Consider the following 26,835-nt stretch of genomic DNA (forward strand, 5'->3'; position numbering starts at 1 on the left):
GAGCCTTTGACCTCGCGTGAGGCAACCGCCGCCGCTTTGCCAGGCCCGGACGCTTTCCGCAGTCGACTTACTGCGCCCCTGATTCTCAGGGCCGTTGAATGGCGCCTATTCCACGCATCGTCGACAGGTTGCGTGAAAGTGCTTGAGGGCTAAGTCGATTTCGCGGTCAGACACCCAGACTGCGACCGATGATCTCTTTCATGATCTCGGTGGTGCCGCCGTAGATGGTCTGCACTCGCGCATCGAGATACGCACGTGCGACCGGGTATTCGCGCATGTAGCCGTAGCCACCATGCAGTTGCAGGCAGCGGTCGATCAGGTGCACCTGCTTCTCGGTGGCGTACCACTTGGCCATTGCGGCCTGTTCTGCGGTGAGCTTCTCCTCGAGGTGCAGGGCGATGAACTCGTCGACCATGATCCGCACCACGGTGGCCTCGGTGGCCAGTTCGGCAAGCAAGAACCGGCTGTTCTGGAAACTGCCGACCGGCTTGCCAAAGGCCTTGCGCTCCTTGGTGTATTGCAGGGTCTGCTCCAGCACCTGCTCCATGGCGGCGACGGCCATGATCGCGATCGAGATCCGCTCCTGGGGCAGGTTCTGCATCAGGTAGATGAAGCCCATGCCCTCTTCACCCAGCAAGTTTTCGGCGGGCACCTCGACGTCGGTGAACGACAGCTCGGCGGTGTCCTGCGCGTCCAGGCCGATCTTGTCGAGGTGGCGTCCGCGCTCGAAGCCCTTCATGCCGCGCTCGACGGCCAGCAGCGAAAAGCCTTGCGCGCCTTTGTCCGGGTCGGTCTGCGCCACGACGAGCACCAGGTCGGCGTTGATCCCGTTGGTGATGAACGTCTTCGATCCGTTGAGGATGTAGTGGTCACCCTGCTTGACCGCGCGCGTCTTGATGCCCTGCAGGTCGCTGCCGGTCCCAGGCTCGGTCATTCCGATCGCGGTGATCATCTCGCCCGTGCAGAATTTCGGCAGCCAGCGCTGCTTCTGCTCCTCGGTGGCGAGAGTCAACAGGTACGGGGCGACGATGTCGTTGTGCAGGCCCCACCCGATGCCGCTGTACCGCCCGTAGGTGGTCTCCTCGGTGATGATCGTGTTGTAGCGGAAATCGGAGTTACCGCCGCCACCGTATTCCTCGGGGATCGACATGCCCAGGAAGCCCTGCTTGCCGGCCTCCAGCCACACTCCGCGGTCGACGATCTTCTCCTTCTCCCACTCGTCGTGGTACGGCGCGACGTGACGCTCGAGGAACGACCGGTACGACTCGCGGAACAGATCGTGCTCGGGCTCGAACAGCGTGCGCTGGTACTTGACGGCGCTACCCATGGGATGACCTCCGGCAGGATTGGGGACTCTTCGCCCAAGATATACCAACCGGATGGTTGGTAGGTCGGGTGTCGGGCCGCACGGGCATACAGTCGTCGGGATGGATGAGACGATCCTGGTGCAGGAGCTGGGGCAGCTCCTCGAATTCTCCTACACCGACATGCTGTGCTACGCCGGACCGTTTTCTCGTGCCGGCGTGGCCAGCGCGCTCAAAGTGCTGCAACGCGCGTTCGGCGCGTTGTCCCCCAACCACCCGCCGCAACGCCGTTCGGTCGTCGTTCGCGCGGCGTTCGACGAACCGGGGATTCGCGACGGCATCGAAGCGGTGACCCGCGCGGTGACCGACGGGCGGTACTCCATCGACCCCGCCCTGGTCCGCCCGGACCGCGGGCGGATGCTGCAAGGCTTCGTGTTCCAGACCGTCGTCAACGGCCGCACCGCAACTCTGCTGATGCGTCCCGGCTTCATCACCAACGAATTCTTCGCCTTGTCCGCTAAGGCAGAACGCGACCAAGCCGAAGAGGCGCACCTCGACGAACTGAACATTCACCTGGCGCGGCAGCTCCTTGCCTGTTCCGCCGAAGAGGTCTACGAGCTCCTGCTCTGACCCGAGTCTGGCGATCCTCGCAGCGGTCGACATTCGGTGGGCGCCGCATCCGACCGTGAGAAACGGTCACGACCCCTACCAGCTGAGGGTTCGCCGTTGCCGAACCCGATCTACGGCTTTTGATAACCAGATCCTGAGAAATTCGCCATCTTGCTGTGACGCCATGTTCGAACGGTCAAATAAATCCTTAAAACCGTTCCACCAGCACTGATTCGTGGTCAAAAAAGATTCGAAGTTTGTGCGAATGCGCTGTACTCGTACAAGTCCTAAGTTGTAGCTTAATTTCACCTGAGAAAACTCAGGTGTCTTTAAGGGGAGGACGGGGGCATGACCAGTCGACGCGCAAGCTGCAAGCAGACCAGCGAGGGCGTAGTGGTCGGGACGTCTCGCTCGGCATCAGCACCGGCAGCCCTCATCCACTATGGGGAAGGTAAGACCATGCACGTTGCAACAAAACGATCGATGATCGCGGCCGCCGCGATCGCGGCGGCAGGACTGTTCGGGTCGCTGCCGTACGAAGGGGCATCGGTAGCGCAGCAGGGCGTGCCGACGGTGCACCAAGAAGTCGCGCTGGTGGACTCCGTGTCGGATGCCGCATCGGCCGCCGCGGTCGTCGACTACGGCCCGCTACTCACCGCAGAAGGTGCGATCAACACCACTCTGTTCAACGCCTCGGTCGGCGACAACGGACTGTTCGAGACGCTGTACAACTCGCTGGGCAGCGACCTCTCGGAGAGCCTGCTGCAGACCGACGGCGCCGGCGGCATCTACGAGTCCTTCGGCGGTGAATACCTCAACATCTTCAACGGGGCGGCAACCGCCGGCTACAACGGCTTCATCTCTAACACCCTTGCCTTCAACGCCGAGCTGAACAACATCCTCGGCGTGCCGGTGGATGACTCGCAGGCGGCGCTGCTGACCCAGTTCAACGACCTGTTCGTCGGCGCAGTGCCGAGCACCCTGGGTGATCCCGAACTCGGGGACAGCTTCATCCCGGACCTGGTGGCGATCGCGAACAGCCAGTACACCCTCGCGTCCAACGACCTGATCGAGTACACGCAGAACCTGTTCACCAACTACACCGACATCCTCGACAGCCTGACCAGTGTCAACCTGGGCGACCTGCTCACCGACCTGACCTCGGGCCTGACCACGCTGACCGAAGGTTTGACCGACAACATCAACGACCTTCTGACCGCGCTCATCGGGATTTTCTGACCCGTAGAGGAAAACAGAAGGCGCCGGAGCGGGGGGCTCCGGCGCTTTCTGCTTTCCCGGGGACGTTTCAGGTGGAGGAGAACGGTCGCAGCGCCGCGGCCAACGCCACCGGCACTCGCGCCTTGATCCGGGTGCCGTCGCCGATGTGCTCCGTCACCTGGACCCGGCCGTCGGCGTGCACCCGCGACACCAGATCGCCACGGTCGTAAGGGATCACCACGTCGACCGCGGTGTCGGTGGGAGCGGCCAACTCGGCCATCCGCCCACGCAAAGCCTCGACACCATCGCCGGTACGCGCCGAGACGAACACCGCGCCGGGCAACGCACGGCGTAGCTTGGCCAACCCCAGATCGCTTGCGGCGTCGATCTTGTTGACCACGATCAGCTCTGGCGGCGCCTCGCCGCCGGTGACCTCGTGGTCGGCGAACACTTCGGACACCACCTGGCGCACAGCACTGATCTGGGCCAGCGGGTTGACGTCGGAGCCGTCGACGACGTGCACGAGAAGATCGGCGTCGACAACTTCCTCCAACGTCGATCGGAACGCCTCGACCAGTTGGGTCGGCAGGTGGCGGACGAAGCCGACGGTGTCGCTCACGACGAATGCCCGCCCGTCGTCGAATTGTCCACGGCGGGTGGTGGGTTCCAGGGTCGCGAACAAAGCGTCCTGCACCAGGACCCCCGCGCCGGTGAGCGCGTTCAGCAAGCTGGACTTCCCCGCGTTGGTGTAGCCGACGATCGCGATGGCCGGCGCATCGCTGCTGCGGCGGCGGCTGCGCTGGGTGTCGCGGATCGTCTTCATGTCCTTGATGTCGCGCCGCAGCTTGGACATTCGCTCGCGGATACGGCGCCGATCGGTCTCGATCTTGGTTTCACCGGGTCCGCGAGTTCCGACACCACCGCCGCTGCCGCCTGCGCCACCACCCTGCCGCGACATCGACTCACCCCAGCCGCGCAGCCGCGGCAGCATGTACTCCATCTGCGCCAGCGATACCTGCGCCTTGCCTTCCCGGCTGGTGGCGTGCTGGGCGAAAATGTCCAGGATCAGGGCGGTGCGGTCGATGACCTTGACCTTCACGGCCTTTTCCAGCGCGTTCAGCTGAGCCGGCGACAGTTCGCCGTCGCAGATGACGGTGTCGGCACCGGTGGCTGTGACGACATCGCGCAATTCGGCAGCCTTGCCCGAGCCGATGTAGGTCGACGGGTCGGGCTTGGAACGCCGCTGAACCATGCCTTCGAGCACCTCGGACCCCGCCGTTTCGGCAAGCGCGGCCAACTCCGCAAGGCTGGCGTCGGCGTCGGCGGCGCTGCCGTCGGTCCAAACGCCGACCAGCACCACTCGCTCGAGTCGCAGCTGGCGGTACTCGACCTCGGAGACGTCGGTGAGCTCGGTGGACAACCCGGCGACGCGGCGCAGCGCTGCGCGGTCGTCCAGCGCGAGGTCGCCGGTGCTCGGGATATCAGGAAATTGTGGATTCGTCATAGGCAACTACAAATGGTGCCTGCCGACGCGTCGGCTCGCATCCGATTTATCGTGACGCCTCCTGCCACCATTGCTCGCTGAGTTCGCCGCGGGCCACCAACACCGACGGCCCGCGCAGATAACTGGTTGCTTCGGTGACCGTGACGACGACATCGCCGCCGGGCACCCGCACGGTCAGGGTGCCGGTGGTGGCGCCGCCGTGGGAAAGGGCGGCGACCGCCGCAGCGACGGTTCCCGTTCCACAGGAACGGGTTTCGCCAACTCCCCGCTCGTGCACCCGCATGCTGACCGCGCCGTCGACCGGGGCGGTGAGAATCTCGACGTTGACACCGTCCGGGAACTGGTCGCGGTCGAAACTCACCGGTGCGGCGACGTCCAACGTCCTGAGGGCCTCGACGGTCAGCGCCGAATCGACGCACGCCAGATGTGGGTTGCCGACGTCGACTGCCAGACCGTTGAATTTCCGGCCGCCGACCACGGCCTGCCCGGGCCCGAGTCGATTGGCCTTTCCCATGTCGACCCGAACGTCGGCGTTGGTCGCATCGAGGTGGTGGACGACGACCGGTCGAGGGCCGGCCAGCGAGCCGACAACGAACTCGTCGCGGGTCTCCAGACCGCCGGCCCGTAGATAATGCGCAAAGACCCGTACGCCATTGCCGCACATCTGCGCGATCGAGCCGTCGGCGTTGCGGTAATCCATGTACCAGTCGTCTGGGCTCACGCCGTCGGGTATCCGGTCGTAAACCCCGGCTGCGAGCGCCTTTCCGGCGGTGGTGACCCGCAGCACCCCGTCGGCCCCCAGGCCACGGTGGCGGTCGCACAATGCGGACACCACCTCCGGGGTCAACACCAGGGTTGCATCCAGGTCATCGAGCACGACGAAGTCGTTTTCAGTGCCATGGCCTTTGGCGAAGATCATGGGCATCACCTGCTCAGGATACGTGTCGCCACGCCCGCAGTGCCGCTTCGGCGATGTCACCCGCGGTCGCATCGAGCCAATGGATCCGGTGGTCGCGGCGAAACCAGGACCGCTGGCGACGCACATAGCGCCGGGTCCCGATGAAGGTCGGCTCGCGGGCGGCGGTGCCGTCACCACCGGCATCGAGGTCGTCGAGCACCTGCGCGTAGCCCAGTGCGCGCGACGCGGTGACGCCGTCGCGCAGACCGCAGTCCAGCAGCGCGGTCACCTCGCCGATCAGACCCTCGGTGAACATCGTGTCGGTCCGTTGAGCCAGTCGCCGGTCGAGAACCTCTGTATCGCAGTCCAATCCGATGATCGCGGTGTCCCATCGCGGTGTGCCGATCACCGGGGCCGACGCGGCGAACGGCCGGCCGGTGAGTTCGACGACCTCCAGCGCCCGCACGATCCGCCGCCCATCGGTCGCCAGGATCGACGCCGCGGCGGCCGGATCGCGATCGGCGAGCTCGGTGTGCAGCGCAGCGGTGCCGACCTCGGCGAGGCGTTGCTCCCATTTCGCCCGCACAGCCGGATCGGTCGCCGGAAACGACCAGTCGTCGAGCAGTGACTGGATGTAGAGCATCGAGCCGCCCACCACGACCGGGACCTTGCCCTGTGCGGCGATCGCCTCGATGTCGGCGGCGGCGTCCTGCTGGTAGCGCGCGACGGTGGCCGTGGCGGTCACGTCGAGGACGTCGAGTTGGTGGTGCGGTATGCCGCGGCGCTGTGCGACAGGCAGTTTCGCGGTGCCGATGTCCATGCCGCGGTAGAACTGCATGGCGTCCGCGTTGACGATCTCGACCTCTCGGCCGAGCAGCTCAGCGACATCGAGGGCCAACTGCGATTTGCCGGTTCCGGTTGGGCCGACGATCGCCAGTGGCCTCACGGCTGCCAGACGCCGGCGAAGTACCCGACGCCGTAGGGCGCCGCACGGCAGAGCTCCTTCGCCGACCTGGGCACCGGTTCGGCCAGCCCGGCCAGCACGGCGAACGCGACTCGCCCGCCGACCTGCGGCGGCAGCTGGGTGAGCACGGCCAGGTCTCCGCCGGCCAGCGCGTCGTCGAGGCGGTTCTGCACCTCGACGTCGTCGGGCCGGTGACCGCCCGGGGCCGCCGGTGTGAGCGTGTTGGCGCCGTCGGCGACGATCAGCACGCCGATCGGCTCGCGGGAACGGTCGATTTCGCCGCGCAGCCGCCGGCCGATGGCGACTGCGGCCTCGGTGTCGTGGTCGTCGGCGTAGACCCGAACCTGAACGCGGGCATCCGGCTGGGCCTGCGCCCGGATCCAGCCGCCGATCAGCCCGCACAGTGGCATCGGCATCGGCGGCCCGCCGGCCTGCGGTGACAGCCGCACCACCACGTCGGCGCCGAAGCCTGCGAATGTCCCGACATTGTCAGGACCGACGACCTCATCCGAGGCCCCTACCCCGACGACGATCCACCGCGGCGGCAGCGCGGCGGCGGCGGCCACCATGGCGGCCCGCAGATCCCCCACCTCGGCGGCGGCGGTGCCGGCAAGCTCGGGAACGAGCACCGGCGCCGACGGGACAATCGCGATGGCGCTCAGCACGCCTTAAAACTAACCGGTCGAGGTGACGGCGGCGAACGAGTCGGTGTGCGCCTCCACCGTCTTGGCCTCGCCGCGAGCGAGAGCGGCGGTGGCTCCCACCATCACCGTCACCGCAGCGGCGAGCACGAACACCGTCTCGTCACCGGAGCGCACCGTCTCGCCGAGCACGAAAACACCCAGCAGCGCGCCCACGGTCGGCTTGGCCACCGTCATGGTCGGCATCGACACGTTGAGCGGGCCACCCCGGTAGGCCGACTGCTGGAACACCATCCCGGCGACCGCGGCCCCGATGCAGGCGTAAAGCTCAGGGGTGGCCAACAGCGCGACGATGCCACCCCTGGCCGCGATAACGGCGCCTTTGACCAGCACGGCGAACAACGCCAGCGATGCTCCGGACACCGCGGCGAGCAGCACCGCGGCGATCGCCCCGTCCGGCCAGAGTCGCGCGCCGAGCAGGCACAGTCCCACCAGCGGGCCGGCGATCGCGGCCACCACCAGCCAGGTCTGCAGTGAGGCGCGGGAGTGTCCGGCCACCGGATTTCCGACCGTGACGACCACGGCCAGCGCGGCGGCCAGGATCGCCGCCCAGGTCCAGTCCCAGCGGCTGACCGGGGCGCCGGTCATGCGTGCGTAGAGCGGCAACGCGAACAGCAACGCCGTCACTTGCAGCCCGGTCACCAGAATCACCGACCCGAGGCTCAACGCCCCGGCCTGCAGCACGTAGTTGGCGACAGCCGCCACCGCCCCGAGTCGCCAGTCGCGATTGCGCCACGACATGAAAAACAGCGCGAGGTAGCCGACCCGCTCCTCAGTCACCGCGTGCGCGGACCGTTGACGTGCCACGTTGCCGAGCGCCGACGCGAACGCGGCGGCCAATGCCAGTACGACGGCGACATCTTCTTTGGGCATGGTCTAACCCCCCTCACGTCCTTGGCTCCCCGCCACGGTACTGACGCCGGCTATGAAAACGGGGTGCGGCGCGGCTATCGAGGCAACGGCTCGGTCTCGGTTACGACCACGTCGTGACCTTCGCCCGCCGCCATGGTCGCCGCTTCGCCGCGAGCCAGGGCGATCGTCGAGATCACCACCACCACCGCCGCTGCGATCAGGGTGAACTCCCGCGGACCGCTGGTGTCCAGCGTTTCGCCGAGCACCAGAACACCGAGCAGCGACGCGACCACCGGCTTGGCGACCGTCACCGTCGGCAACGACGCGGTCAGCGCCCCGGCCCGGAAAGCCGACTGCTGGAAGATCATCCCGACCAGCGCGGCCGGCAACAGGCCGTAGGACTCGGGCGCGCGCAAAAATGCCTCGAATCCTCCCGACGCCGCGCCGACGGCACCCTTGGTCAGCACGGCGAACAACGCCAGCGACGAACCGGCCACTACCGCGAGCAACACGGGCGCTGCGGGACTGCGGGCCCAGATCCGCGCGCCCACCGCGCACGACAACATCACCGGTGCCAGGACGGCGCCGACGATCAGCCAGTGGTCCAGCGAACCGCGCGCGATCCCGGCATCTGGATCGCCGACGGTCACCAGCACAGCCAACGAGGCGGCCAGCGTCACCGCCCACGTCCACTCCCAGCGCGTGACCCGGTGGTGGGCCAGCCGGGCGTAGATCGGCAGCGCGAACAGCAGCGAGGTGACCTGCAACGCCGTCACCAGCATCACCGATCCGAGGGCCAGCGCGCCGGCCTGCAGGCTGTAGTTGGCCACGGCACCCATGCCGCCCATCCACCACCGCGGGTCGCGCACCGACAGCCAGAACAAATGCAGGTGGCCGACCTGTTTGTCGGTGATCTCCTGGGCTGATCGCTGCCGGATCACGTCGCCGATCGCCGATGCCAGGGCGGCACACAGCGCGATCAGCGCCGCGAGATCCTCCGCTGTCGTCATCGTTCACCGCCTATTCATCTCCGGGATGCGCCCCCAGCCTAAGGGCGACCCCTCGGTGTGTCGCTGGTAACGCCTCTCCGCCGGGCGATTTCCCCCTGTCTCACCGGGCTGAGCCGGCCAACTCAGGACGCTCCGACTGGCAAGCTGCTTCAATACTGGAGGGGTGCGGAGGTGCGTACCCCGTGACGACGGCGCCGCTATGCGCGGCAGATGCGCGGACCATGACCGCGCGAAGGGTAGGTGACGGCAGGCCATGACGTCCGAAGAGTCGCAGAACGAGCCTCGGCCGATCCCTCGACCGGGACCGCGGCCCGGCCCCAAGCCGACCCCCCGTCCGCCGTCCCATCCAATCCCGTCCACGCCGGCCAGCGATCCGCACCGGTTCGGCCGCGTCGACGCCGACGGGACCGTGTGGCTGATCAGTTCCTCGGGCGAGCGGGTCATCGGGTCCTGGCAGGCGGGTGACACCGAAGCGGCATTCACCCATTTCGGACGGCGCTTCGACGACCTGAGCACCGAGATCACGCTGCTCGAGGAGCGCCTGACCGCGGGCACCGGCGACGCCCGCAAGATCAAAGCCACCGCCGCGGGGCTGGCCGAGACGCTGCCGACGGCGAACGTGATGGGCGATGTCGACGCGCTGGCGGCCCGGCTGACCGGGATCGCCGAGCACGCCGACACCGCGGCGGCGGCCGACCGGGCGCGCCGCGACGAGCACCGCGCCGCTCAGACCGCACGCAAGGACGCTCTCGCCGCCGAGGCCGAGGAGTTGGGCAACAACTCGACTCAGTGGAAGGTCGCCGGTGATCGGCTGCGCGCGATCCTCGACGAGTGGAAAACCATCACCGGCCTGGACCGAAAGACCGACGACGCCCTGTGGAAGCGCTATTCGGCGGCGCGCGAGGCGTTCAACCGGCGGCGCGGATCGCATTTCGCGGAGCTGGACCGTGATCGGGCGGGTGCCCGCGAGGCCAAGGAAAAACTCTGCGTCAAGGCCGAAGCGCTGGTCGGCTCGACGGAGTGGGGTCCGACCAGCGCCGAATTCCGCAAGCTGCTGGTCGACTGGAAAGCGGCCGGCCGCGCCGCCCGCGATGTCGACGACGCCCTGTGGGCCCGCTTCAAAGGCGCTCAGGACACGTTCTTCAAGGCCCGTAACGCCGCGACGGCCGAGCGCGACGCCGAATTCACCACCAACGCCAAAGCCAAAGAGGCGCTGCTGTCGGAGGCGGAGCGGATCGACACGGGGAATCCCGAGGCGGCCCGCGCGGCGTTGCGCACGATCGGCGACAAGTGGGACGCGATCGGGAAGGTGCCCCGCGAGAAGGCCGCCGATCTCGAGCGACGCATGCGGGCGGTCGAGAAGAAGGTGCGCGACGCGGCCGAGCCGTCCGGGCCCGACCCCGAGGTCCAAGCGCGCGCCGATCAGTTCCGCGAACGTGCCGAGCAGTATGAACGTCAAGCTCAGAAGGCCGAGGCAGCGGGACGGACCAAGGAAGCCAACGAGGCCAAGGCCAACGCCGAGCAGTGGCGGCAGTGGGCCGATGCGGCGGCCCAGGCGCTGACCCGCAAGGGCTAGCGGGCGCCTGGCGCCTCGCCGTCAGGCTTCGGCGGCGCGCCGTCGGGGTCGAGCGTTTCCAGCAACGTCCGGGCCTGGAGCTGTGCGGCGGTTTGCCGACGCTGCTGCTCGGCGGCCAGCTGGACGATCGTGCGCGACCACACCACCCGTGCCCAATGGAACGTCAGCAAGATGATCGCGATCCAGGCCACGATCAGTCCCAGGCCGGGGCCGGGATGTCCCGAGGCCACCGTCTGCCGCGACCAGATGGCCAGCAACCCGGCCGCGCTGGCCACTGCAGAACCTGCCAGCGCCACCCAGGCCAGCGCCCAGCGCCGGGTCAGCAGTGCCAGCATCGAGAAGCCAACGCCGAAAACCAGAGCCAGCCAACTGAATACACGCGACGGTAATGCTATTGCGGCCCTGGTCGCGTCGTGCGTGGTGAACAACACGTCCCATCCGCGTACAGCGCCGGTGTGCGGCAGGACAAATGACCCGATCAGCACGAACACCAGGATCGCGACCACCAAAGCCCGTGTGCCGGGCTCGATCTCGCGGGCGATTCGGCGTTCGGCCGCCTCGATGTCGTCGCGATACGCGTCGAACCCACCGACATCGCGGTTCATCGTGCGCACCCCGACGGCTCTGCTGTGACGACGGGTTGGCCGATCGCGGGCATGCCGAGCCCGATTCCACGCGGCCGCTGCCCAGCGGCGTGGTTGTCACCGGCGCGGGTGCGGCGGTAAGCGAGGATGTCCCCGTCGGCGATCAGATGATGCGGCGCAGCGCGGGTGACTGTCGTGGTGACGATGTCGCCTGGGCGCACCTGCTGCGCCCCCGGCGCGAAATGCACCAGCCGCCCGTCTCGTGCGCGCCCGCTCATCCGCGCCGTGCTGCTGTCCTTGCGCCCCTCACCGGTGGCCACCAGCAACTCGACCGTCCGGCCGATCTGGTGACGGTTCTCCTCCAGCGCGATCTGCTCCTGCACTGCGATCAACCGGTCATAGCGTTCTTGCACAACGGCTTTGGGAAGCTGCTCGTCCAGCTCGGCGGCCGGAGTGCCGGGACGTTTGGAGTACTGGAAGGTGAATGCGTTGGCGAACCGGGCCTGGCGGACCACGTCCAGGGTCGCGGCGAAGTCGTCCTCGGTTTCACCGGGGAACCCGACGATCAGGTCGGTGGTGATCGCGGCGTGCGGCATGGCCGCGCGCACCCGGTCGATGATGCCGAGATACCGCTCGGCCCGGTAGGACCTGCGCATCGCGCGCAACATCCGGTCTGAGCCGGACTGCAGCGGCATGTGCAGTGCGGGGCAGACATTCGGGGTCGTCGCCATGGCCTCGATGACGTCGTCGGTGAACTCCGCCGGGTGCGGCGAGGTGAACCGCACTCGCTCCAGGCCGTCGACACGGCCACAAGCGGTCAACAGTTCGGCGAAGGCGCCGCGGTTGCGTGGCAGCTGCGGGTCGGCGAACGACACCCCGTAAGCGTTGACGTTTTGACCCAGCAGCGTGATTTCCACTACGCCGTCGTCGACCAGGGAGCGCACCTCGGCCAGGACGTCGTCGGGGCTGCGGTCGACCTCTTTGCCCCGCAACGACGGCACGATGCAGAAGGTGCAGCTGTTGTTGCATCCGACCGAGATGGAAACCCAAGCGGCGTAAGCAGATTCGCGGGCAGCCGGCAGTGATGATGGAAATTCCTGCAATGCTTCGGCGATCTCGACCTGCGCGACGCTGTTGTGCCGTGCCCGTTCGAGCAGGGTGGGCAGCGAGCCGATGTTGTGGGTGCCGAACACGACATCGACCCACGGCGCCTTGCGCAGGACATCGTCTTTGTCTTTCTGGGCCAGACATCCGCCGACCGCGATCTGGAAGTCGGGGTTACTCCGCTTCCGCGGGGCCAGGTGGCTGATGTTTCCGTACAGCTTGTTGTCGGCGTTTTCGCGGACCGCGCAGGTGTTGAAGACCACCACGTCGGCATCGTCGCCGTCGGGCGCCCGCTGGTAACCGGCCGCCTCGAGCAGACCCGCCAGGCGTTCCGAATCGTGGACGTTCATCTGGCACCCGTAGGTGCGCACCTGGTAGGTGCGCTGCGACGGCACCGACGCCGCTGCGGGCGATACGTCCGATGCCATCGTCGAAGTCACTGGGCCATGGTACGGCGGTTGAGCGCTGCGGCGGTTGCGGCGGTCAGGGTCGAGCCGATTCGCGTGGGTTCGTCAGCGCAGAAGGAGCGGACGCAGGCAGTCACATTCCGCTAGACGCGTCGGCGTTCCCGCTCCCCCGCCAGCTCCACACTGACGACGTCGAGTGCCATGCTCTGGCTGAACCCGCGACGGGCAAGCATGGCGACGAGTCGGCGGGTCACCCGGGCATCGGCGGCCTCATCGGAGAGATTCTCGCGCCGCAACTTCTTGCGAACGAGTTCCTCGGCGCGGCTGCGCTCGGCAGCGGGGTTGATGTCGCTGAGCACCGAAGTGATCACATCTTTGTCGACGCCCTTGGTGCGTAGCTCAGCGGCCAACGCGCGCTTGCCTTTTCCGGCGTTCGCCAGCCGTGAGTGCACCCACTGCTCGGCGAAATCGACGTCGTCCAGCAAGCCGACCTCGGCGAGCCGGTCGAGCACCTGGACGCTGACATCGTCGGAGTAGCCGCGCTTGGCCAGTTGGCCGGCGAGCTCGGCGCGGCTGCGCGCCCTCGCGGTGAGCAGGCGCAGGCACAACGCCCGCGCCTGCTCTTCGCGAGCGGACTCAGAAGTCGACGGGGGCGGGCAAGACGCCGTCATTGGCCGGCTCATCCGTCACTACCGCACCGATACCGAGCTTTTCCTTGATCTTCTTCTCGATCTCGTTGCCGACCTCGGGGTTTTCCAGCAGGAAGTTTCGGGCGTTCTCTTTGCCCTGTCCCAGCTGCTCGCCTTCGTAGGTGAACCACGACCCGGACTTGCGGACGAAGCCCTGGTCCACACCCATGTCGATCAGCGAGCCTTCGCGGCTGATGCCCCGGCCGTAGAGAATGTCGAACTCGGCCTGCTTGAACGGCGGCGACACCTTGTTCTTGACGACCTTGACCCGGGTGCGGTTACCGACCGCGTCGGTGCCGTCCTTGAGTGTCTCGATCCGCCGCACGTCCAGACGCACCGACGAGTAGAACTTCAACGCCTTTCCACCCGTGGTGGTTTCGGGCGATCCGAACATCACGCCGATCTTCTCGCGCAGCTGGTTGATGAATATGGCCGTGGTGCCCGAATTGCTCAGCGCGCCGGTGATTTTACGGAGCGCCTGGCTCATCAGCCGGGCCTGTAGGCCGACGTGGCTGTCGCCCATCTCGCCCTCGATCTCAGCGCGCGGCACCAGTGCGGCCACCGAGTCGACCACCAGGATGTCCAGCGCGCCCGAGCGGATCAGCATGTCCGCGATCTCGAGGGCCTGCTCACCGGTGTCCGGCTGGCTGACCAGCAGCGAATCGGTGTCCACGCCCAGCCTGGCGGCATAGTCGGGATCCAGCGCGTGTTCGGCGTCGATGAACGCCGCAATACCGCCGGCGGCTTGGGCGTTGGCGACCGCATGCAGTGCGACGGTGGTCTTACCGGACGACTCCGGACCGTAGATCTCGACAACGCGGCCACGGGGCAGTCCACCGATGCCCAGGGCGACGTCCAGCGCGATGGATCCGGTCGGGATGACTGAGATCGGTTGACGCACTTCGTCTCCGAGGCGCATCACCGACCCTTTACCGTGACTCTTCTCGATCTGGGCCATTGCCAGTTCGAGTGCCTTTTCGCGGTCTGGGGCTTGTGCCATGGTGCTACCTCTCGGTGTAGTCGTCGTTCGGTCTGACCGGTGTTGGTCGATTGGCCGTGACGTTAAAGCAGGCCTCCGACAAGTCGGTATATGTCGAACGATCACCACAGTAGCGAACAAGTGTTCGACTGGCTTGCAAGGCGCGCCGGTGTGTCTCGGACGCGGTCGACGGCCTATCGAACGGGCCGACGGAAGTCGGCCGGCCACGCCGCGACCTTGGGCGAGCCCTCTCGCCTGACCTGATAGCCCGCTTCGGCCAATGTCCTGGTGGGGCTTCTGCCCTCCGCCTCGAACAACACCTGGCCCCACTCGACGTGCAGACCCTCACCGCCCGTCGTCCCGAACAACGTTGTCGTCACCGGATCCTCGGGAGGTGGCGGATCGGGGTCTCCCACGACGACGGCGCGCAGCGCGTACAGGGTCTGCGCAGCTGCCACTACCCGGTAGCCGCACAACGGTGGATCCACGTGATACAGCTCGAGTTCTCTGGCGTAGATCACGCTGAAAAGCTGGTGTTCGTTGGGGACTGTGCCGACGAATCGTGCGACTCCGGAGAAGTGGGCGGCCGTCACACCGTTCACGGTCGCAGACGACGTCGTTCCCGGCAATTCACCATTGCTCGCGGGGCACGTCGAAGTCGACGCACAGCGCCCGCCACACGTCGCGCGGCTCGATGCCATCCTCGATCGCCTGTGCGGCAGTGCGCCCGCCGAACCCGCTCAGCACATGATCAGCCAGCACGGAGGAGCCGTAGGTGGCGCCGAACCGCAGAGTGACCCGCTCGTTGAATTCCGTGAGTCGCACCCCGACAAGCTACCTATCGGGCAGCCGCCAGCGCCTGATGGCACACCTGCACCGGGTCGGCCACCTCGGCTGCCCCGGCCGCCGCGCGCCGCGCGGCCTCGCGGTAGCTCGGCGTCGACAGCACGTCGGCAGCGGCGTCGGCCAGGGCTTCGCCGGTCAGGGGCCGCACCAGTCGTCCACTGCCTTGACGCACCACCCGGTTGGCAATCTCCCATTGGTCCCCGCCGCCCGGGACCATCACCAGTGGCACCCCGGCCAACAGCGCCTTGGCCACCATGCCGTGCCCGCCACCGCAGATCGCCAGATCGGCCTGGGCGAGCAGCTTGTCCTGCCGACCGAGCCCCGCCACCGCCCACGGCGGCAATGCCAACTCCGCACCGCCGAGCCGCGACACCACCACCCGGGCGCCGGGCGGCAGGACGGACCCGGGCACCAGACTCTCGAGGGCTGTCTCGGCCATCCCCTTGGTCCCGGTCGTCGCCGTCGACGGCGCGACCACCACAACGGGCCCCGACCCCGACGGAATCGGGAGCACCTGCTCGGTCGGCTCGAAGTGCAATGGACCCACCACAACCGCGTCGGCCGGCCAGTCCGGTCGCGGAACCTCCAGGGCGGGCAGCGTCGCGATCAGCATCCGCAGCGGCCCGGGATCGGTTGCCGGTAAACCGATTTCAGTACGCACCTGTCCCCGCTGCCGATCACCGGCCCGCAACGACCGTGCCGTCAACGCCCGCATCGCGGAGTCGCGCAACCGGCCGCGAATCCCGGTGCCGGGCGTCAGCCCACTCCCGATCGGCGGCAGCCCGGTCGACGGTCGGTACAGCGGATGCGGATCGAGCTCGACCCACGGAATGCCGAGCAACTCCGCCGCCATGCCGCCGCAGGCGGTGATCACGTCGGAAACCACCAGGTCCAGGCCCATCGATTGCAATTGCGGAGCATTGAGGACGGCCATCCGCGCCGCGCGCTGGTGGATTTTCGCTCCGGCGTCGCTGTCGTCGTCGCCCTCAGCCGGGTCCAGACCGGCCAGCTCGTGGGCATCGATGCCCGCGGCGCGAGCGGTGTCCAGCCATTCGGTGCCGGTCAGCAATGTCGGTGTGTCACCGGCAGCCAGGAACAGGCGGCACAACGCGATCGCAGGAAAGGAGTGCCCGGGATCCGGCCCGGCCACGACCGCAACGCGCATCGGCCTACCCTGCCACAGCGACTGGTTAGGCTGTGGTCATGACCGAGCAGACTCTCGAGAACACCCGCGTGGTGGAGACCCTCTTGCATGCGCTGCAGGACGCCGACTTCGACACCGTCGGCGGCGCACTCGCCGAAAATCTGGTGTACCAGAACGTCGGTCTGCCGACGATTCGCGGGCGCCGCCGGGCCATGAAACTGTTCACGTCGATGGGCCCGGGCAGCTTCGAAGTGAAGATCCACCGCACCGCCGCCGACGGCGCGGCCGTGCTCAACGAACGCACTGATGCCATAGTGCTGGGCCCGCTGCGGCTGCAGTTCTGGGTGTGCGGTGTCTTCGAGGTGCACGACGGGCAGATCACGTTGTGGCGCGACTACTTCGACTTCTTCAACATGTTCAAGGCGACCCTGCGTGGCCTCGCCGGCGTAGTTGTCCCCGCCTTGCGGCCTTCGCTCTGACCCCGCCATGAGCGACAGCGGCGCGCGCCCCAACACTCTTCAGTTCCTGCGGTACTGCTGCGGCAGGCGGCTGCCCGACTCGATGCGCGACTGGGTGCGCAATGACCTGGCCGGTCAAGGCGCGACCGGCCGGATGATGCGACGCGTCGCGGTGCCCGCCGTGCTGGTGCTGGCACCGTTCTGGCTGATCCCGACGACGCTCGACGTGCATCTGAGCATGACGCTGCCGATTCTGATTCCGTTCGTGTACTTCTCGCATGCGCTCAACAAGGTGTGGCGCCGGCACATGCTGCAGGTACACGGCCTCGACCCGAATCTGGTTGATGCACAACGCAGTAAGCGCGACGAGCAGATGCGGCGGTCGTACATCGAGCGTTACGGCCCCAGGGACGAGTGAGTCGGCGCGGCTAGGCCCGCCGCGGTGCCCTGCCGAGCTCGTCGAACGCCTGCGCCCAGCCGATCAGACGGTCGGTGGCTCCCGTCAGTTCGTCGCGGTACCGCTGTCGCGAGGTCGCCGGTGTGACGTTGCGATCCGCGTTCGCGGATGACACCAATTGGGCTGCCGCGGTGACCATTTCGTTGTACTGCCGTACCCCTGCGCTCAACTGGGAGGTCAAGGCATTGATCGTGGGCGCGAGGTAGGTCCGCGACTGCGGAGTTCCGTGCGCCGCCCTCTCCATCGACACCACTTCGGCGGCGGTCGCGGCCATGGCGGCCGAACTTTGCCTGGCCGCGGTGGTCAGCTCGCCGATTTCGGTGTCGGGCAACATGCTGCCGCGCTCGATCACCCCGAGCAATGAGAAGAACCCCCGCTCGGAGGCGCCGAGTGCGTACATCGCCGGCCGCGCCGCCGAACTCGGCGGCGGAAGGCGCCGGATGCTGGTGGGTCGCTGGGCGGGCAACGGATCGGCCTTCAGCCAGCGGTAGCGAATCAGCAACAGGGTGGCGATCATCGCCTGCACGACGGCAACACCACCGGTGATCTCCAGCAGCAGAGCAAACCAGCCCCAGGCGGCCAGGATCGCCGTCACCGCACCCCAGAACACGGTCCCGGCGGTGAAGATCAAACCCCAGCGCAGTGCGCGGCGACGGCGACGCAGCTGCCGTTCCCGCGGATCGGTTGCGGCACTGATCTTTTGGAACACCAGCTCCGAGACGTCGCCGACGGTGTCGAGACCGCGCAGCAGCAACGTCCGCCACACGCCATTGCGGCCGGACTGAACTGCCATGCGCTTGATCGTCCCCTACTGACCGAGCGGCTTCTCGGTGGGCGTCGCCTGCGGTGCCGCCGCGGGGGCACCGGGTGCGGCCGCTGAATCGGCGGTCGTCGCGCCGCCGGCGGGCAACGCGTCGCCGCGCATCGATGCCCGGATCTGCTCCAACCGCGAGTGGCCGGCCATCTGCACGCCGGCCTGCTCGACCTCGATCATCCGGCCCTGCACCGAGTTCTGGGCGAGCTCGGCCTGGCCCAGCGCATTGGCGTACCGGCGTTCGATCTTGTCGCGCACCTCGTCGAGGTTCGGCGTGGTGCCCGGCGCGGCGATCTCACTCATCGACCGCAGCGACTTGCTCACCTGCTCTTGCATCTTGGCCTGCTCGAGCTGGCTGAGCAGCTTGGTCCGCTCGGCGATCTTCTGTTGCAGCACCATCGAGTTCTGCTCGACGGCCTTCTTGGCCTGACCGGCGGCCCCGAGTGCCTGGTCGTGCAGCGCCTTGAGGTCCTCCACGCTCTGCTCGGACGTCACCAGCTGGGCGGCGAATGCTTCGGCAGCGTTGTTGTACTCGGTGGCTTTCGCCGCGTCGCCCGCCGCGGTCGCCTGGTCAGCCAGTGTGACTGCCTGACGAACGTTGACCTGCAGCTTCTCGATGTCGGCGAGCTGGCGGTTGAGCCGCATCTCGAGCTGACGCTGATTGCCGATCACCTGCGCGGCCTGCTGGGTCAGCGCCTGGTGCTGGCGCTGCGCTTCCTCGATGGCCTGCTGGATCTGAACCTTCGGGTCGGCGTGCTCGTCGATCTTCGAGTTGAACAGCGCCATGACGTACTTCCACGCCTTGACGAACGGATTGGCCATCAGTTAGCTCCGCCTTCGTGTGTCGATGTCTGCCGTCAGGCTCAACTTATCGTCTCCACCACAATTGCTACACCCTTGCTTCTCGGGTCTAGCCGCTCGCCGACATGGCCAGGGCGGCGACCGCCGGGATGACGACTTTGGTGCTGACGTCGATGTTGGCCGCGCTGGGCGAGGCGGCCTCGGCCGTCGGCTGCGTCTCCTGCCGGCCGCCCAACTGCTCGCTGGCGTCGGTGAGCAGCTGAGACAGCGGCACGTCCAGCGCGTCGCAGATGGCACTGAGCAACTCGCTGGAGGCCTCTTTGCGGCCGCGCTCGACCTCCGAGAGGTATCCCAGGCTGACCCGCGCGGAGTCGGACACCTGCCGCAGCGTGCGGCCCTGGGTGATGCGGGCCTGGCGTAGTACGTCGCCGAGAACCTCGCGCAGCAATGACGGCATCGCGCTCTCCTTACGTCCGGTCAGCTCGATTCTTCATCACATCAACGCCCGCGGCTCGGCCGATGGTTCCCGGGCTGGTCAGTGCGCCGCCACCAGCGCTCGCAACCGGCTGATCGACTCACGGACCGCGCCGAGGCGGATGTCCCAGCGGGTTCCCGGCAGCCGCAATTCCACTACTTCGGTGTCGACCGGACCGGCCAGTCCCACGAACACCGTCCCCACCTCGTGCCCACCGTGCGGTTCGGGTCCGGCGACTCCGGTCAACCCGACCCCCCAGGTCGCGTCGCAGCGTTGACGTGCACCGACGGCCAGCGCCCGCGCGGTCGGAGCCGCAACCGGCCCGACCTCGTCGAGAATCTCCGGGGCGACGCCGGCCAGCAGGGTCTTGGTTTGTTCGGTGTAGGTGACCAGGCCGCCGCGCAACACCTCGCTGGCACCCGGGACCCCGGCCAACGTCGCCGCCAGCAGACCTGCGGTGAGCGATTCGGCAGTGGCGATGCTCTGGTTGCGAACGGTCAGGTCGGCGACGAGGCCGCGCGCGTCGTCAGTGAGCAGCGGGTCGTCCACGGCTGTCCCTGACGGCCGACACCACGTAATCCAGCCCGGTGAGGATGGTCAGGACGATCGCAGCGGCCATCATCACCCAGGCAGTCATCAGCCAGGCCCCGGACACCGGGAGCACGAACAATCCGATCGCCACGGCCTGGACCAGGGTCTTGAGCTTGCCGCCGCGACTCGCCGGAATGACGCCGTGGCGCAGCATCACAAAGCGCAGCACGGTGATCCCGACCTCGCGGGCCAAGATGACCACCGTCACCCACCAGTGCAGGTCGCCGAGCATCGACAACCCGATCAGCGCGGCGCCGACCAAGGTCTTGTCCGCGATCGGATCGGCCATCGTGCCGAATTCGGTGACCATGCCGTAGTTGCGCGCCAGCGCGCCGTCGAGGCGGTCGGTGATGACCGCGACCGCGAACACGACGAAAGCGATGATGCGACTGGCGGTTTCGTGTCCATTCCCGGCGAAAAGGGCCAACAGGAAGACCGGCACCAACACCAGTCGCAGCAGTGTGAGCACATTGGCCAGGTTGGTCACCCGCACGCGCGGGACCACTGGACCTGACTGAGGCTGCCCCGACACGGCATCAGAATATCCGTTACCAGCCAGAGTGGCTCAGACCGATACTCTGCAACTCGTGAGCGCACCCAGCGAAGCACCGGCCGACGGGCCCACGATTCGGCGCGCACACACCTCTGACGTGCCGTTGATCAAGCAACTCGTGGACACCTACGCCGGCAAGATCCTGCTGGAAAAGAACCTGGTGACGCTGTATGAGGCGGTCCAGGAGTTCTGGGTGGCCGAGTACGACGGCAAGGTGATCGGCTGCGGCGCGCTGCATGTGTTGTGGGCCGATCTCGGCGAGGTTCGCACGGTCGCCGTCGATCCCTCGATGACCGGTCGCGGCATCGGTCACGCGATCGTCGATCAGCTTCTGCGCGTCGCACGCGAGCTCCAACTCCAGCGACTGTTCGTGCTGACGTTCGAGACCGAGTTCTTCGGTCGGCACGGTTTCACCGAGATCGAGGGCACCCCGGTGACCACCGAGGTCTACGAGGAGATGCAGCGCTCCTACGACATCGGTGTCGCCGAGTTCCTGGACCTCAGCTACGTCAAGCCGAACACGTTGGGCAACTCGCGGATGCTGTTGGTGCTCTAGCGATGCGCAGGTCGGCGGTGATCGCATTGACCGCGGTGATGGTGTGTCCAGCATCAGGGTGTCTTTCCGACAACCGAGACGACGCCGACCGGGTGGATCAGCTGATCAAGACCATGCCTGGCGTCACAGCCACTGAAACGCGCTACGAGTCGAGCTTCGAGAACGGCCAGAATTTCCACCTGACCGCACGACTCGACGATCGAGTCACCGAGCAGCAGGCCGCCGACGTGGGCCGCACCTTCGTCGAACAGATCCAAAACCATCGCCTCGGCGGCCACCGGGTGGAACTCGACATCCGTTACCCCGCAACACCGCAGCGGAAAAGCAACTACCTCGCCGATTACTCGCAGGCGACGTTCAAGCTCGGCGACAACGCCTCGCCGCCGCAGAGCCTCAGCGCGGCCGACGTGGGCTCCAGCACCGCCGTCTGGCTGCGCGCCGTCCACTCTCCGATAGCTGAGTATGTCGACCTGCGCCAGCCGATCTGGGGTGAACCGGCGCAAGCTCGCCACATCTTCATCACTCTCAAGCCCGGCACGTCCGAGGCTTCCGCGCGGGCCTTGCAGCGGAGCGACCCGGCGTTGGCCAACGCCACCTGGCGCATCATGAACGTGGTCGACCAAACTTTTCGGCCGCAGGAGTACACCTCTCAGCCGAACCCGCCCAGCGACGCGGACACCGCCGTGTGGCGGCAGATCACCGAACTCCTGGGTTCACGCGCCAACGTCAGCGGGTCGACGCACATCCCGGCTGCACGCGGTAGCCAAGCCGAAACCCAGATCGACGCCGGCTTGCCCACCGGGCCGAACGCTGACTCCGAGGGTCGCCGGATCGCGTTGTCGACCGCCGATCTGGTCCGACACTTCAATCGCCCCGTGGAACTGATTCTTCGCAGTGGCGATGGGCCCGTGCAACTCATCGTGGGCGGCTGTGAGCGTCACGATGCGAATTATCGGCGACTGCCCCTGGAAATCGAGATGTCCCGCATCTACGAGAACTGCTGACTAGCTAGTCGTCCCCGTCGTCGGAGCCGTCGGCGTTGGCGCCACCGCGGATCAGCATCAGCGTGCCGGCCAGATCTTCGGGCTTGACCAGCACGTCGCGCGCTTTGGAACCCTCACTGGGGCCGACGATTTCGCGGGTTTCCATCAAATCCATCAGCCGGCCGGCCTTCGCGAATCCGACGCGCAACTTGCGCTGCAGCATCGACGTCGAACCGAACTGACTCGAGACCACCAACTCGACCGCTTGCAGGAACACGTCCATGTCGTCGCCGATGTCAGGGTCGACGTCCTTGCGCTCGCCGGTGGACTTCGCCGCGGTGACGCCCTCGGTGTATTCGGGCTCGGCCTGCTCTTTGCACGCGGCGACGACGGCCTGGATCTCCTCGTCGGAGATGTAGGCGCCCTGCAGGCGGACGGGCTTGCTCGCCCCCATCGGCAGGAACAATCCGTCGCCCATGCCGATCAACTTCTCCGCACCGGCCTGGTCCAGGATCACCCGGCTGTCGGTCAGCGACGACGTCGCGAACGCCAGCCGTGACGGCACGTTGGTCTTGATCAAGCCGGTGACCACGTCGACCGACGGCCGCTGGGTGGCCAGCACCAGGTGAATGCCTGCGGCGCGGGCCTTTTGGGTGATGCGGACGATGGCGTCCTCGACGTCGCGTGGGGCGGTCATCATCAGGTCGGCCAACTCGTCGACGATCGCGAGCACGTACGGGTACGGCCGGTACACCCGCTGACTGCCCAGCGGCGCAGTGATCTCCCCGCTGCGCACCTTGGTGTTGAAGTCGTCGATATGACGGACCCGGGACGCCTGCATGTCCTGGTAACGCTGCTCCATCTCCTCGACCAGCCACGCCAGCGCCGCCGCGGCTTTCTTCGGCTGGGTGATGATCGGGGTGATCAGGTGCGGAATGCCTTCGTAGGGCGTCAATTCCACCATCTTCGGGTCGATCAGGATCATCCTGACCTCTTCCGGTGTGGCCCGGGCCAGCAGCGACACCAGCATCGAGTTGACGAAGCTGGACTTACCGGACCCAGTCGAGCCGGCGACCAGCAGGTGCGGCATCTTCGCCAGGTTGGCCGAGATGAAGTCGCCCTCGATGTCTTTGCCCAGCCCGATCACCAGCGGGTGGTGGTCTCGGCGGGTCGACGGCGCGGTGAGAACGTCTGCCAGGCGCACCATTTCGCGGTCGGTGTTGGGCACCTCGATGCCGACCGCGGACTTGCCCGGGATCGGCGCCAGCATGCGAACACTCTCGGTGGCCACCGCGTAGGCGATGTTCTTCTGCAGCGCGGTGATCTTCTCGACCTTGACGCCGGGACCGAGTTCGACCTCGTAGCGCGTCACCGTCGGCCCGCGGGTGCAGCCGGTGACGGCGGCGTCCACCTTGAACTGCTGCAGCACCGAGGTGATCGAGTCGGCCATCTGGTCGTTGGCCGCACTTCGCTTCTTTGGCGGATCGCCGACCACCAGCAGGTTCAGCGACGGCAGGTGGTACGGGCCCTCGACGACCCGGTCGAGCACCAAGGTGTCTTGCTTCGCAGCAGTTTTCGGAGTTTTCACCGCCGGCTTGCGACTGGGCGCCGCTGCCGGCTCGGGCACCGTCGGGTTCTCGTCGGGCACCACCGGCTCGGCACTCGACGGCCACGCCTGGGCCTCGTCGGTGCCGTAGGCCGAGCTCTCGTCGTAGTAGCCGTCGGAGAAGTCATCGGCGACGTCGTCATCGACAGCGTCATCGTCGTCGTAGTAATCGTCGTCGTCGTCGTTGTAGCCGAACATCCGAGTGCCGAACATGGACCGCAGCGTCTCGGGCACCTCACGAATCGTGGTGCCGGTCAACAGCAACAAGCCGAACAGCGCGCCGATGAACAGCAGCGGCGCACAGATCCACGGCGTCAGGCCCTCGGACAGCGGTCCCCCGATGGCGAAGCCGACGAATCCCGCCGCATGAGCGCGTCCGGCCGGCGAATCCGGCGAGCCGGCCCACAAATGCCACAGCCCCAGCACCGGCAGCGCGACCATCGTCGAACCCAGCACCAGCCGGGGCCGGGCCTCCGGGTTCGGCTCGGTGCGCATCAACAGCACTGCCACGACGCCGAGCACAACCGGCAGCACCCCGACGGCGGAGCCGATGAAGATCCGCACCATCGAATCGATCCACGCACCGACCGGACGGGCGGCGTGGAACCACGATCCGGCGGCGATCACGACCGCGACACCGAGCATTGCCAGGGCAATGCCGTCGCGACGGTGACCCGGATCGATCTCGCGGGCCCGGCCCACCGACCGCGCGGTACTCCCGGTGCCCTTGGCCAGCATCAGCCAAGTCGCGCGCACGGCGCGTCCCGCGGTCAGCCCGGCGCCGGCTACCAGACCGTGGCCCTGGCGCCTGGCCGGGCGACGCGCCGACGCGGCAGGTCGGCGGGCCGTTTTCTTCCGCGCCGGTGCCGATCGCGAACCCCGCGCCGCACCCTTTGACCTGCTCGTTCGAGCCCCGGACCGCGCGACAGTCTTGCTTGCCATGCGCCAAGCCTAAACGCAAATGCATCATCCGCACCATCCGCCACACTGGTTACCGGAGCGTGACCATCCAACCGGTGCGTCAGCGGCCGAAATGGCTGGGTAGGGTGACACCCGTCACGTAGCAACACACAGCTCAGACCCCCAGGAGCCGGTATGCCCGTCGTCGTCGTCGCCACCCTGACTGTCAAACCCGAGTCGGTGGACACCGTGCGTGAAATCCTCACCACCGCCGTCGAGGAGGTCCAGCAGGAGCCGGGCTGTCAGTTGTATTCACTGCACCAGTCGGGCGAGACGTTTGTCTTCGTCGAGCAATGGGCCGACGAGGAGGCGCTGAAGACCCACAGCACAGCCCCTGCGGTCGGCAAGATGTTCGGCGCGGCAGGCGAGCACCTGGTCGGCGCGCCGGACATCAAGATGCTCCAGCCTGTTCCGGCGGGCACGCCGGAACAGGGAGTCCTGCGCCACTGATGGTTGCGGCACCAGACGGCCCGCTGCGGGGCAAGGTCGCGCTGATCACCGGCGTAGCCCGCGGCCAGGGCCGCGCACACGCGGTGCGACTGGCTTCCGAGGGCGCCGACATCATCGGCGTCGACATCTGCGCCCCCATCGCCAGCGTTCCCTACGCGCTGGCCAGCCCCGACGATTTGGCCGCCACGGTCAAACTCGTCGAGGACACCGGCGCACGAATAGTGGCCAAGGAGGCCGATGTCCGTGACCGGGCGTCGCTGACCGAAGCGGTTCACGCAGGTGTCGATGCGCTCGGGCGGCTCGACATCGTGATTGCCAACGCCGGTATCGCCCCGATGCAATCGGGTGATGACGGCTGGCGCGACGTCATCGACGTGAACTTGAGCGGGGTGTACAACACCATCAAGGCTGCGATACCGACGATGGTCAAACAGGGCGCGGGCGGATCGATCGTGCTGATCAGTTCGGCAGCCGGGCTTGCCGGTGTGGGTAGCGCGGACGCGGGATCGGTGGGTTACGCCGCCGCCAAGCACGGCGTGGTCGGACTGATGCGGGTATATGCCAATCTGCTTGCCCGAGAGAACATTCGGGTCAACTCCGTCCATCCGACCGGTGTCGATACTCCGATGATCGACAACGACTTCACCCGGGGATGGCTGGCTCAGATGGCCTCGGCCACGGGTGGACCGGGCGGCATGGGCAATGCGTTACCGGTGGAGGTGCTGCAACCCGAGGACATCGCCAACGCGGTGGCCTGGCTGGTGTCCGAACAGGCCCGCTACATCACCGGCATCACCCTGCCGGTGGATGCAGGCTTTCTGAACAAGTAGACGTGGCACCAAACCCCGCGGCGCAAACGGCTTTTGCCCCGATGCTGCTGGTCGCCGTCGAGCAGAGCGAATTACCGCGACGGCGTTTGGTCGACGACGACCTCGCGGCGAAGTTTCTGCCGACCCCGCTTCGATGGCTCGTCAACGTGGCACCCCCGAACCTGTTGCGAAGGTTGACCATTGCCGCAATGGAGCGGGAGGGCCCTGGCTTGTGGGCCGCCGTGAACTGCCGTAAGCGCTACATCGCCGACGTGGTCACCGCCTCCCTCGAGGACATCGATGCAGTAGTGGTACTGGGATCCGGATTCGACACGCTCGCGTACCGGTTGGCGAGCGCGACCAGCATCCCGATCTTCGAAGTCGACCAACCGGTCAACATCACCCGCAAGGCGGCGGCGGTGCGGCAGGCGCTGGGAGCACAGCCCAGCTCAGTTCGACTGGTGCCATTGGATTTCGAGCGTGACGACGTCATGACCACGCTGGCCGACCACGGATATCACCGCGACGCCAAGACCTTGTTCGTCTGGGAGGCCGTCACCCAGTACCTGAGCCCCGAGGCTGTCCACGCCACGCTGGCCGGGCTGCGGTCGACGGCGGCCGGCAGTCGGCTGGTGTTCACCTACGTCCGGAAAGATTTCATCGACGGCATCAACCTCTACGGCGCGGAAGCCCTGTACCGCAGGTTCGTCCAGCGTCGGCAGCTGTGGCATTTCGGTTTGCCGCCGAACGAAGTTGCCACGTTTCTGGCCGGCCACGGCTGGCAACTCCGGGAGCAGGCCGGTCCGGATCTGATCATGCAGCGCTATATCGAACCGACCGGCCGCCACCTCACCGTGTCACCGATCGAATGGACGGCATATGCCGAGAAGACGTAAACCCGACACGGCTCGACACGCCGTGACGTGGGCATTC

General features: G+C 67.1%; 29 protein-coding genes and 1 pseudogene. 10 read left to right on the forward strand and 20 right to left on the reverse strand.

What is annotated here, in order from left to right; translation table 11 throughout:
* Positions 1-166: 166 nt before the first annotated feature.
* A complete protein-coding gene (locus tag ACZYW1_RS02410; protein ID WP_463782962.1) occupies positions 167-1,327 on the reverse strand; it encodes an acyl-CoA dehydrogenase family protein in 1,161 nt (386 codons plus the stop codon).
* Positions 1,328-1,427: 100 nt separating this feature from the next.
* Here ACZYW1_RS02410 and ACZYW1_RS02415 point away from each other — a divergent pair, with 100 nt between their 5' ends.
* Positions 1,428-1,934 carry a hypothetical protein gene (locus ACZYW1_RS02415; protein ID WP_463782964.1) on the forward strand — a complete coding sequence of 169 codons (507 nt, stop codon included), beginning with the start codon at positions 1,428-1,430 and terminating at the stop codon, positions 1,932-1,934.
* A 438-nt stretch (positions 1,935-2,372) separates the two neighbouring features.
* Positions 2,373-3,152, forward strand: a complete 780-nt coding sequence (locus ACZYW1_RS02420; RefSeq protein WP_463782965.1) for a hypothetical protein — start codon at positions 2,373-2,375, stop codon at positions 3,150-3,152.
* Positions 3,153-3,219: 67 nt separating this feature from the next.
* Here ACZYW1_RS02420 and hflX read toward each other — a convergent pair whose 3' ends face one another.
* The 6 genes from hflX to ACZYW1_RS02450 all read right to left on the reverse strand — a co-directional run bounded on the left by hflX (position 3,220) and on the right by ACZYW1_RS02450 (position 9,060).
* Positions 3,220-4,635 carry a GTPase HflX gene (gene hflX, locus ACZYW1_RS02425; protein ID WP_463782967.1) on the reverse strand — a complete coding sequence of 472 codons (1,416 nt, stop codon included), beginning with the start codon at positions 4,633-4,635 and terminating at the stop codon, positions 3,220-3,222.
* Between the two features lie 46 nt (positions 4,636-4,681).
* Entirely contained in the window at positions 4,682-5,554 is an 873-nt protein-coding gene (gene dapF / locus ACZYW1_RS02430) for a diaminopimelate epimerase (RefSeq protein ID WP_463787646.1), read from the reverse strand.
* A gap of 13 nt (positions 5,555-5,567) precedes the next feature.
* Complete coding sequence (gene miaA, locus ACZYW1_RS02435; RefSeq protein WP_463782968.1) at positions 5,568-6,479, reverse strand: tRNA (adenosine(37)-N6)-dimethylallyltransferase MiaA; 912 nt, start codon at positions 6,477-6,479, stop codon at positions 5,568-5,570.
* Positions 6,476-7,162 (reverse strand): class III extradiol ring-cleavage dioxygenase family protein, encoded by a 687-nt coding sequence (locus ACZYW1_RS02440; RefSeq protein ID WP_463782969.1) that lies wholly within the window; start codon positions 7,160-7,162, stop codon positions 6,476-6,478. The genes miaA and ACZYW1_RS02440 overlap by 4 nt, the downstream gene beginning before the upstream one ends.
* 9 nt (positions 7,163-7,171) lie before the next feature.
* Entirely contained in the window at positions 7,172-8,071 is a 900-nt protein-coding gene (locus tag ACZYW1_RS02445) for a DMT family transporter (RefSeq protein ID WP_463782971.1), read from the reverse strand.
* Between the two features lie 74 nt (positions 8,072-8,145).
* Complete coding sequence (locus ACZYW1_RS02450) at positions 8,146-9,060, reverse strand: DMT family transporter (protein ID WP_463782972.1); 915 nt, start codon at positions 9,058-9,060, stop codon at positions 8,146-8,148.
* Between the two features lie 253 nt (positions 9,061-9,313).
* Between ACZYW1_RS02450 and ACZYW1_RS02455 the strand changes: the two genes are divergently transcribed.
* On the forward strand, positions 9,314-10,636 hold the full coding sequence (locus tag ACZYW1_RS02455) for a DUF349 domain-containing protein (RefSeq protein ID WP_463782974.1): 1,323 nt from the start codon (positions 9,314-9,316) through the stop codon (positions 10,634-10,636).
* Here ACZYW1_RS02455 and ACZYW1_RS02460 read toward each other — a convergent pair.
* From ACZYW1_RS02460 to ACZYW1_RS02490, 7 genes are all read right to left on the reverse strand, one after another.
* Complete coding sequence (locus tag ACZYW1_RS02460) at positions 10,633-11,241, reverse strand: Rv2732c family membrane protein (RefSeq protein ID WP_463782976.1); 609 nt, start codon at positions 11,239-11,241, stop codon at positions 10,633-10,635. The two genes, ACZYW1_RS02455 and ACZYW1_RS02460, sit on opposite strands and share 4 nt — an antisense overlap.
* Positions 11,238-12,752 carry a tRNA (N6-isopentenyl adenosine(37)-C2)-methylthiotransferase MiaB gene (gene miaB / locus ACZYW1_RS02465; RefSeq protein WP_463787647.1) on the reverse strand — a complete coding sequence of 505 codons (1,515 nt, stop codon included), beginning with the start codon at positions 12,750-12,752 and terminating at the stop codon, positions 11,238-11,240. The genes ACZYW1_RS02460 and miaB overlap by 4 nt, the downstream gene beginning before the upstream one ends.
* Positions 12,753-12,874: 122 nt before the next feature.
* Positions 12,875-13,402 carry a recombination regulator RecX gene (recX, locus tag ACZYW1_RS02470; protein WP_463782978.1) on the reverse strand — a complete coding sequence of 176 codons (528 nt, stop codon included), beginning with the start codon at positions 13,400-13,402 and terminating at the stop codon, positions 12,875-12,877.
* The gene (gene recA / locus ACZYW1_RS02475) at positions 13,368-14,420 is read right to left on the reverse strand and encodes a recombinase RecA (protein ID WP_292990957.1); all 1,053 of its coding nucleotides are present in this window, start codon (positions 14,418-14,420) and stop codon (positions 13,368-13,370) included. The genes recX and recA overlap by 35 nt, the downstream gene beginning before the upstream one ends.
* A gap of 173 nt (positions 14,421-14,593) precedes the next feature.
* Positions 14,594-15,001, reverse strand: a complete 408-nt coding sequence (locus tag ACZYW1_RS02480) for a hypothetical protein (RefSeq protein WP_463782980.1) — start codon at positions 14,999-15,001, stop codon at positions 14,594-14,596.
* A gap of 28 nt (positions 15,002-15,029) precedes the next feature.
* Positions 15,030-15,224: a DUF3046 domain-containing protein gene (locus tag ACZYW1_RS02485; RefSeq protein WP_463782981.1), complete on the reverse strand. Its 195-nt coding sequence runs from the start codon at positions 15,222-15,224 to the stop codon at positions 15,030-15,032.
* Positions 15,225-15,237: 13 nt separating this feature from the next.
* Positions 15,238-16,410: a glycosyltransferase gene (locus ACZYW1_RS02490; protein ID WP_463782983.1), complete on the reverse strand. Its 1,173-nt coding sequence runs from the start codon at positions 16,408-16,410 to the stop codon at positions 15,238-15,240.
* Between the two features lie 38 nt (positions 16,411-16,448).
* Between ACZYW1_RS02490 and ACZYW1_RS02495 the strand changes: the two genes are divergently transcribed.
* Both ACZYW1_RS02495 and ACZYW1_RS02500 read left to right on the forward strand, forming a co-directional pair.
* Positions 16,449-16,868 carry a limonene-1,2-epoxide hydrolase family protein gene (locus ACZYW1_RS02495; protein WP_463782984.1) on the forward strand — a complete coding sequence of 140 codons (420 nt, stop codon included), beginning with the start codon at positions 16,449-16,451 and terminating at the stop codon, positions 16,866-16,868.
* A 7-nt stretch (positions 16,869-16,875) separates the two neighbouring features.
* Positions 16,876-17,265, forward strand: coding sequence for a DUF5313 domain-containing protein (locus tag ACZYW1_RS02500; RefSeq protein WP_463782986.1), 390 nt, complete (start codon positions 16,876-16,878; stop codon positions 17,263-17,265).
* 10 nt (positions 17,266-17,275) lie between these two features.
* Here ACZYW1_RS02500 and pspM read toward each other — a convergent pair whose 3' ends face one another.
* The 5 genes from pspM to pgsA all read right to left on the reverse strand — a co-directional run bounded on the left by pspM (position 17,276) and on the right by pgsA (position 20,517).
* A complete protein-coding gene (pspM, locus tag ACZYW1_RS02505; RefSeq protein ID WP_463782988.1) occupies positions 17,276-18,097 on the reverse strand; it encodes a phage shock envelope stress response protein PspM in 822 nt (273 codons plus the stop codon).
* Between the two features lie 15 nt (positions 18,098-18,112).
* Complete coding sequence (pspA, locus tag ACZYW1_RS02510) at positions 18,113-18,940, reverse strand: phage shock protein PspA (protein ID WP_463782990.1); 828 nt, start codon at positions 18,938-18,940, stop codon at positions 18,113-18,115.
* An 88-nt stretch (positions 18,941-19,028) separates the two neighbouring features.
* Entirely contained in the window at positions 19,029-19,376 is a 348-nt protein-coding gene (gene clgR / locus ACZYW1_RS02515) for a transcriptional regulator ClgR (protein WP_463782992.1), read from the reverse strand.
* Between the two features lie 78 nt (positions 19,377-19,454).
* Positions 19,455-19,943: a CinA family protein gene (locus tag ACZYW1_RS02520; protein ID WP_463782994.1), complete on the reverse strand. Its 489-nt coding sequence runs from the start codon at positions 19,941-19,943 to the stop codon at positions 19,455-19,457.
* Positions 19,921-20,517: a CDP-diacylglycerol--glycerol-3-phosphate 3-phosphatidyltransferase gene (gene pgsA / locus ACZYW1_RS02525; protein WP_463782995.1), complete on the reverse strand. Its 597-nt coding sequence runs from the start codon at positions 20,515-20,517 to the stop codon at positions 19,921-19,923. Before pgsA ends, ACZYW1_RS02520 begins: the two co-directional genes overlap by 23 nt.
* 55 nt (positions 20,518-20,572) lie before the next feature.
* Here pgsA and ACZYW1_RS02530 point away from each other — a divergent pair, with 55 nt between their 5' ends.
* On the forward strand, positions 20,573-21,094 hold the full coding sequence (locus ACZYW1_RS02530; RefSeq protein WP_463782997.1) for an amino-acid N-acetyltransferase: 522 nt from the start codon (positions 20,573-20,575) through the stop codon (positions 21,092-21,094).
* 2 nt (positions 21,095-21,096) lie between these two features.
* Entirely contained in the window at positions 21,097-22,098 is a 1,002-nt protein-coding gene (locus tag ACZYW1_RS02535) for a hypothetical protein (RefSeq protein ID WP_463782999.1), read from the forward strand.
* Positions 22,099-22,102: 4 nt separating this feature from the next.
* On the opposite strand, the pseudogene ACZYW1_RS02540 reads toward ACZYW1_RS02535, so the two are convergent.
* A pseudogene (locus ACZYW1_RS02540) lies at positions 22,103-24,708 on the reverse strand (DNA translocase FtsK).
* Positions 24,709-24,778: 70 nt separating this feature from the next.
* Here ACZYW1_RS02540 and ACZYW1_RS02545 point away from each other — a divergent pair.
* From ACZYW1_RS02545 to ACZYW1_RS02555, 3 genes are read left to right on the forward strand one after another with little or no spacing between them, the layout of a single operon-like run.
* The gene (locus ACZYW1_RS02545) at positions 24,779-25,093 is read left to right on the forward strand and encodes a putative quinol monooxygenase (protein WP_463783000.1); all 315 of its coding nucleotides are present in this window, start codon (positions 24,779-24,781) and stop codon (positions 25,091-25,093) included.
* On the forward strand, positions 25,093-25,923 hold the full coding sequence (locus ACZYW1_RS02550; protein ID WP_463783001.1) for a mycofactocin-coupled SDR family oxidoreductase: 831 nt from the start codon (positions 25,093-25,095) through the stop codon (positions 25,921-25,923). Before ACZYW1_RS02545 ends, ACZYW1_RS02550 begins: the two co-directional genes overlap by 1 nt.
* A 2-nt stretch (positions 25,924-25,925) precedes the next feature.
* On the forward strand, positions 25,926-26,798 hold the full coding sequence (locus ACZYW1_RS02555; RefSeq protein ID WP_463783003.1) for an SAM-dependent methyltransferase: 873 nt from the start codon (positions 25,926-25,928) through the stop codon (positions 26,796-26,798).
* Positions 26,799-26,835: the final 37 nt, after the last annotated feature.

The organism is Mycobacterium sp. IDUB_36, from assembly GCF_055419225.1.